The following is a 384-nucleotide window of genomic DNA, read 5'->3' on the forward strand; positions in this document are numbered from 1 at the left end:
GGTACTAATAGGCCGATAACTTACACCACACACCCCTCCCGTGAACGGATTCAAAAGACGTTCACACCATGGGAAGGGTACAAAGAAACAAGACTGCTTGCGTCCACTATGTGGTTCCCAACCAACAAACCCGTCACCGGGCACGTTGCTTGCGAACCAACCAACTGAATAACAACACCACAGCTGCACCAACCTGCAGCGGCCAATGTTGTAACCACAAGTCTTCCCACCCCCAGGCAATGAGCCGGCGGGGACGGGTAACAGGGTTACGGCGGTCATAGCGTGGGGGAAACGCCCGGTCCCATCCCGAACCCGGAAGCTAAGACCCACAGCGCCGATGGTACTGCACCCGGGAGGGTGTGGGAGAGTAGGTCACCGCCGGAA

The 384-nt window shown here is 57.6% G+C and carries 1 rRNA gene; it reads left to right on the plus strand.

The window, feature by feature from the left end:
- Positions 1 to 267 precede the first annotated feature (267 nt).
- Positions 268 to 384, plus strand: a 5S ribosomal RNA gene (gene rrf, locus AB4Y72_RS19740).

It is taken from the genome of Arthrobacter sp. YAF34 (assembly GCF_052113245.1).
GTDB lineage: Bacteria > Actinomycetota > Actinomycetes > Actinomycetales > Micrococcaceae > Arthrobacter.